This window comes from Streptomyces sp. NPDC042638, assembly GCF_040647235.1.
In the GTDB taxonomy this organism is placed as follows: domain Bacteria; phylum Actinomycetota; class Actinomycetes; order Streptomycetales; family Streptomycetaceae; genus Streptomyces; species Streptomyces rameus.
The window spans coordinates 1-5,575 of the sequence record NZ_JBEZBT010000121.1; the positions used below are offsets into that span (position 1 = coordinate 1).

General features: G+C 73.5%; 5 protein-coding genes. 4 read left to right on the forward strand and 1 reads right to left on the reverse strand.

Annotated elements, in window-relative coordinates; all coding sequences use genetic code 11:
• The 4 genes from AB0B40_RS37820 to ilvD form a co-directional block, all read left to right on the forward strand.
• The coding region (locus AB0B40_RS37820) for a Ppx/GppA family phosphatase (protein WP_362268152.1) at positions 1 to 682 on the forward strand (682 nt) is incomplete at its 5' end.
• A gap of 190 nt (positions 683 to 872) precedes the next feature.
• Complete coding sequence (locus tag AB0B40_RS37825) at positions 873 to 1,691, forward strand: sugar phosphate isomerase/epimerase (protein WP_345053562.1); 819 nt, start codon at positions 873 to 875, stop codon at positions 1,689 to 1,691.
• The gene (locus AB0B40_RS37830) at positions 1,688 to 2,293 is read left to right on the forward strand and encodes a TetR family transcriptional regulator (RefSeq protein WP_345053565.1); all 606 of its coding nucleotides are present in this window, start codon (positions 1,688 to 1,690) and stop codon (positions 2,291 to 2,293) included. Before AB0B40_RS37825 ends, AB0B40_RS37830 begins: the two co-directional genes overlap by 4 nt.
• A 126-nt stretch (positions 2,294 to 2,419) precedes the next feature.
• A complete protein-coding gene (gene ilvD / locus AB0B40_RS37835; RefSeq protein ID WP_362268153.1) occupies positions 2,420 to 4,273 on the forward strand; it encodes a dihydroxy-acid dehydratase in 1,854 nt (617 codons plus the stop codon).
• Between the two features lie 84 nt (positions 4,274 to 4,357).
• Here ilvD and AB0B40_RS37840 read toward each other — a convergent pair.
• On the reverse strand, positions 4,358 to 5,575 hold a 1,218-nt coding region (locus AB0B40_RS37840), incomplete at its 5' end, for a PQQ-binding-like beta-propeller repeat protein (RefSeq protein ID WP_362268155.1).

The following is a 5,575-nucleotide window of genomic DNA, read 5'->3' on the forward strand; positions in this document are numbered from 1 at the left end:
CGAGGCCAGCAACGCCGACGACGTCCTCGCGCGCGTGGCCGACGAGACCGGCGTACGCCTCCAGGTCCTCAGCGGCGCGGAGGAGGCCCGGCTCACCTTCCTCGCCGTGCGCCGCTGGTTCGGCTGGTCCGCCGGCAAGCTGCTGGTCCTGGACATCGGCGGCGGCTCCCTGGAGATCGCCTACGGCATGGACGAGGAGCCCGACACGGCCGCCTCCCTGCCCCTCGGCGCCGGCCGCCTCACCGCCGGCTGGCTGCCCGGCGACCCGCCCGCCCCGCAGGACGTCCGGGCGCTGCGCCGGCACGTGCGCACGGAGATCGCCCGCACGGTCGGCGAGTTCAGCCGCTCCGGCGCCCCCGACCACGTGGTCGCCACCTCCAAGACCTTCAAGCAGCTCGCCCGCATCGCCGGCGCCGCCCGCAGCGCCGAGGGCCTCTACGTCCAGCGCGAACTCAAGCGCGAGTCCCTGGAGGCCTGGGTCCCCCGCCTCGCGGGCATGACCGCGGACCAGCGCGCGGAACTCCCCGGAGTCTCCGAGGGCAGGGCCGGCCAACTGCTGGCGGGTGCGCTGGTGGCCGAGGGCGCGATGGACCTCTTCGGCGTCGAGAGCCTCGAGGTCTGTCCCTGGGCCCTGCGGGAGGGCGTGATCCTCCGGCGCCTCGACCACATGGGCTCCGCCTAGGGCCTGTCTGACAATTCCCGTCTGCCTCGCGACGCCATGCACGCACTCTCTAGCGCCCGCTCCGCGCGGGGGAGCGGCGCGATCGACCGCGACGCGACCGCGACGCGTCCACGTCCGCGCAAATGGCGATCGTCACAACGGCGAAGACGCCCCCGACACCGGCACCACTCCACGTCGTAAGGTGACGGTCGTGGCTGAACCAAGGGATGTGGACGTGCGCATCGCGCTGTCGACCGCCTCCGTGTATCCGGAGTCGACGGCGACGGCCTTCGAGACCGCCGCGCGCCTCGGTTACGACGGTGTCGAGGTCATGGTGTGGACCGACCCGGTCAGCCAGGACATCGAGGCGCTGCGCCGACTGTCGGACTACCACGGCATTCCGATCCTGGCCGTCCACGCCCCCTGCCTGCTGATCACCCAGCGGGTCTGGTCCACCGACCCCTGGGTGAAGCTCCAGCGGGCCCGGGCCGCGGCGGAGAAGCTCGGGGCCTCCACCGTCGTCGTGCACCCGCCGTTCCGCTGGCAGCGGCAGTACGCCCGGGACTTCGTCGACGGCATCTGGCGGATGGCGGACGAGACGGACGTGCGGTTCGCCGTCGAGAACATGTACCCCTGGCGCTACCGCGACCGCGAGATGCTCGCCTACGCCCCCGACTGGGACGTCACCAACCACGACTACCGGCACTTCACGATCGACCTCAGCCACACGGCGACGGCCCGCACCGAGGCCCTGGACATGGTCGACCGCATGGGGGACCGGCTCGGGCACGTGCACCTCGCCGACGGCCGGGGCTCGGCCAAGGACGAGCACCTGGTGCCCGGCCGCGGCACCCAGCCCTGCGCGGAGCTGCTGGAACGGCTGGGGCGTACGGGATTCGACGGCCACGTCGTGATCGAGGTCAACACCCGGCGGGCGATGTCCGGTGCCGAGCGTGAGGCCGATCTCGCCGAGGCGCTGGCGTTCACGCGCAAGCACCTGGCCTCGGCGGTACGGGTGCCCCGGCGATGAGCGAGACCGCTCCCCGCCGCCGCGGCCGTCCACCGCGCACCGAGTCCGGCGACACCCGCGACCGCATCCTCACCGCCGCCCGCGAGGAGTTCTCCGCGCGCGGGTACGAGAAGACGTCCGTACGCGGCATCGCCAAGGCGGCCGGCGTGGACTCCGCGCTCGTCCACCACTACTTCGGCACCAAGGAGCAGGTCTTCGAGGCGGCCATCGAGGTCGCCTTCGCGCCCGCCCTGAACGCCCCGAAAGCGGTGGCCGACGGCCCGCTCGACGGCGTGGGGGAGCGGCTCACCCGTTTCGTCCTCGGCGTCTGGGACGAGCCCACGACCCGTGCGCCCCTCCTGGCGATCCTCCGGTCCGCCGTGAACAACGAGACGGCCGCCGCCGTCTTCCGCCGGCTCGTCGCCTCCCAGCTGCTGCGCCGCGTCGCCGCCCAGCTGGACCTGCCGGACGCCGAGCTGCGCGCCGAACTGGCGGCCGCGCAGATCGTGGGTACGGCGATGATGCGCTACGTGATCAAGCTGGAGCCGCTGGCCTCCGCGGACCTGGAGCAGATCATCGCGCGGGTGTCGCCGGTGGTGCAGGCTCATCTGACGCAGCCCTGACAGCGCCGGTCCGTGAAATGCGCGTCCCGCATTTCGGACAACCGTGTCCAGCCCTTGGAGCACCGGCGTACGCTCGACCGTACAGTCAGAACTCTCTGGCAGCTGGTCTAGAAGGAGCGAGCGACGATGCCCGAGCTGAGGTCCCGCACAGTCACCCACGGCCGCAACATGGCGGGCGCCCGCGCCCTTATGCGCGCCTCCGGTGTACCCGGTGCGGACATCGGCCGGAAGCCGATCATCGCCGTCGCCAACTCCTTCACCGAGTTCGTGCCGGGCCACACCCACCTCCAGCCGGTCGGCCGGATCGTCAGCGAGGCGATCAGGGAGGCCGGCGGCATCCCGCGCGAGTTCAACACCATCGCCGTCGACGACGGCATCGCGATGGGCCACGGCGGCATGCTGTACTCGCTGCCCTCCCGCGACCTGATCGCGGACTCGGTCGAGTACATGGTCGAGGCCCACTGCGCCGACGCCCTGGTCTGCATCTCCAACTGCGACAAGATCACCCCGGGCATGCTGATGGCGGCCCTGCGCCTGAACATCCCGACGGTGTTCGTCTCCGGCGGCCCCATGGAGTCCGGCCGCGCCACCCTGGTCGACGGCACGGTCCGCACGCTCGACCTGGTCGACGCGATCTCCGACGCCGTCAACGACAAGATCTCCGACGAGGACATCCTCCGTATCGAGGAGAACGCCTGTCCGACCTGCGGCAGCTGCTCCGGCATGTTCACCGCCAACTCGATGAACTGCCTGACCGAGGCCATCGGCCTCTCCCTGCCCGGCAACGGCTCGGTCCTCGCCACCCACACCGCGCGCAAGCGGCTCTACGTCGACGCGGCCCGCACGGTCATGGACATCACCCGCCGCTACTACGAGCAGGACGACGACACGGTCCTGCCGCGCAACGTCGCCACCTTCCAGGCCTTCGAGAACGCCATGGCCCTGGACATCGCGATGGGCGGCTCCACCAACACGATCCTGCACCTGCTGGCCGCCGCCCAGGAGGCGGGCGTCCCGTTCGGCCTGGACCAGATCGACACCGTCTCGCGCCGCGTGCCCTGCCTGGCCAAGGTGGCCCCGAACATCGCCAAGGACCGCACGTACTACATGGAGGACGTGCACCGCGCCGGCGGCATCCCGGCCCTGCTCGGCGAGCTGCACCGGGCCGGCCTGCTCAACGAGGACGTGCACGCCGTCCACAGCCCGTCCCTCGCCGACTGGCTCAAGACCTGGGACGTGCGCGGCGGCTCCCCGTCCCCGGAGGCCGTGGAGCTGTGGCACGCGGCGCCCGGCTGCGTCCGCTCCGCCGAGGCCTTCTCCCAGTCCGAGCGCTGGGAGGCGCTGGACGAGGACGCCGAGGGCGGCTGCATCCGCTCCGCCGAGCACGCGTACTCCAAGGACGGCGGCCTGGCGGTCCTGCGGGGCAACCTCGCGCCCGACGGCTGCGTGGTGAAGACGGCCGGCGTGGACGAGTCGATCTGGACCTTCGAGGGCCCGGCGGTCGTCTGCGAGTCCCAGGAGGAGGCCGTCCAGCGCATCCTCACCCAGGAGGTCAAGGACGGAGACGTCGTCGTCATCCGTTACGAGGGCCCCAAGGGCGGCCCCGGCATGCAGGAGATGCTGTACCCGACGTCGTACCTGAAGGGCCGCGGCCTCGGCAAGAGCTGCGCCCTGATCACCGACGGCCGCTTCTCCGGCGGCACCTCGGGCCTGTCCATCGGCCACGCCTCCCCCGAGGCGGCCTCCGGCGGCACGATCGCCCTGGTCCAGGACGGCGACCGCATCCGCATCGACATCCCGGGCCGCTCGATCGAGCTGCTGGTCGACGACGCCGAGCTGGCCCGCCGCGAACAGGCCCTGAACGGCGTCTACGCCCCCAAGGCCCGCGAACGCAAGGTCTCCGCCGCCCTCCGTGCCTACGCGGCGATGGCGACGAGCGCGGACAAGGGCGCCGTGCGCGACGTGTCCCGGCTGGGCTGACCGGTCGCAGCAGGGGCCGCCTCCCGGTGGAGGCGGCCCCTGCGCCGTCTTCGGACCCGGGCCGTCCGTCCGGCGCCCCGGGGCTCACCAGGTCGCCGGTGAGCGGCTGTCCATGGCGAAGACGGTGCCGTCCGGCGCGGTGGCGTAGACGCGGGCACCGGCCGGCACCGGGGCCGGCGGAGTGCTCATGACCTGGGCCGAGGCGGCACCCAGCCGGGCCGGCGTCTGCCCGACGAGCCGCCCCCTGCGGGCGTCGACGGCGAGCAGCCGGCCGTCGCTCGCGGTGAAGTACACCCGCTCGCCCCATGCCACGGGCAGCGACCCGCGGCTCACCGACGTCTCCAGATGCCACAGACGCCGGCCCGCCGCCATGTCCACGGCGTCCAGGGAGCCACCCGTGGCCAGCACATAGACGACGCCGCCCCGCACGGTGGCGTGCGCGCCGTCCAGGACGGCGGGCAGCGCGACGCGCCGCGTCGCCCCCGTCCCAGGGGTGTAGCGGACGATCTCCTCGGCGCCGTAGCCGCTGTCGACGGCCAGGAAGAACACCGAACCGTCGCCCTGAGCGGCGAACGGCTTGAGCCAGCCCCGCACCCGGGCGTCCCACCGCACCCGGCCGGTCCGCGGATCCACCGCGCTCACCTGCGTGCTCGCCCCGTCCGCCGACGTACGCGTCGCGTACGCGGTCCCCTCCGCCGCACCCGGGAACGTCACGAACGACGGCATGCCCCGGCCGGGCAACGCCCGCCGCCACCGCGTGGCGCCGGTCGCGCCGTCCACGCCGGTGACCGTGCCGTCGCCGCGCGAGAGCAGGGCCGTACCGCCGGCGTACCGCACCGTCGTCCCCACGGGCAGCCGGCGCTGCCACACGTCCTTGCCCGTGGCCGGGTCGAGCCCGGCGAGCCGCGGGCCGCCGTCCGTGTACGGCTGCACCAGTCCGCCGGAGACGACCGGCGGCCCGCTCGTGGACCGGGTGGCGACCGGGCGCCGCCACAGCAGCCCGCCGTCGGCCGCGGAGAGCGCGAAGACGACGCCCGGCCGCGCGCAGAACAACTTCCCGGCGCTGTACGAGCAGTGCGGCATGCCCGAGCCGCCGACCGCCGGCCGGGCCGTCCAACTGCCGGAAGCCGCCGCCGGGGCCGGTGTGCCCTTCTTCCCGGGACCGTCCCCGCGGGACAGCCCGGACAGTCCCGGCAGCCCGCCGAGCGCGGCCGAGACGAGGGCGCCGGTCAGCGCCAGCCCGAGGGCCCCCAGCACCGCGCGGCGGCGGCGCGGGAACCGCACGGGCCGCGGGTTCGGGTC

Coding starts and splice junctions, on each gene's coding strand:
- ilvD (WP_362268153.1), top strand. CDS start 2,420: ATGCCCGAGCTGAGGTCCCGCACAGTCACCCACGGCCGCAACATGGCG.
- AB0B40_RS37830 (WP_345053565.1), top strand. CDS start 1,688: ATGAGCGAGACCGCTCCCCGCCGCCGCGGCCGTCCACCGCGCACCGAG.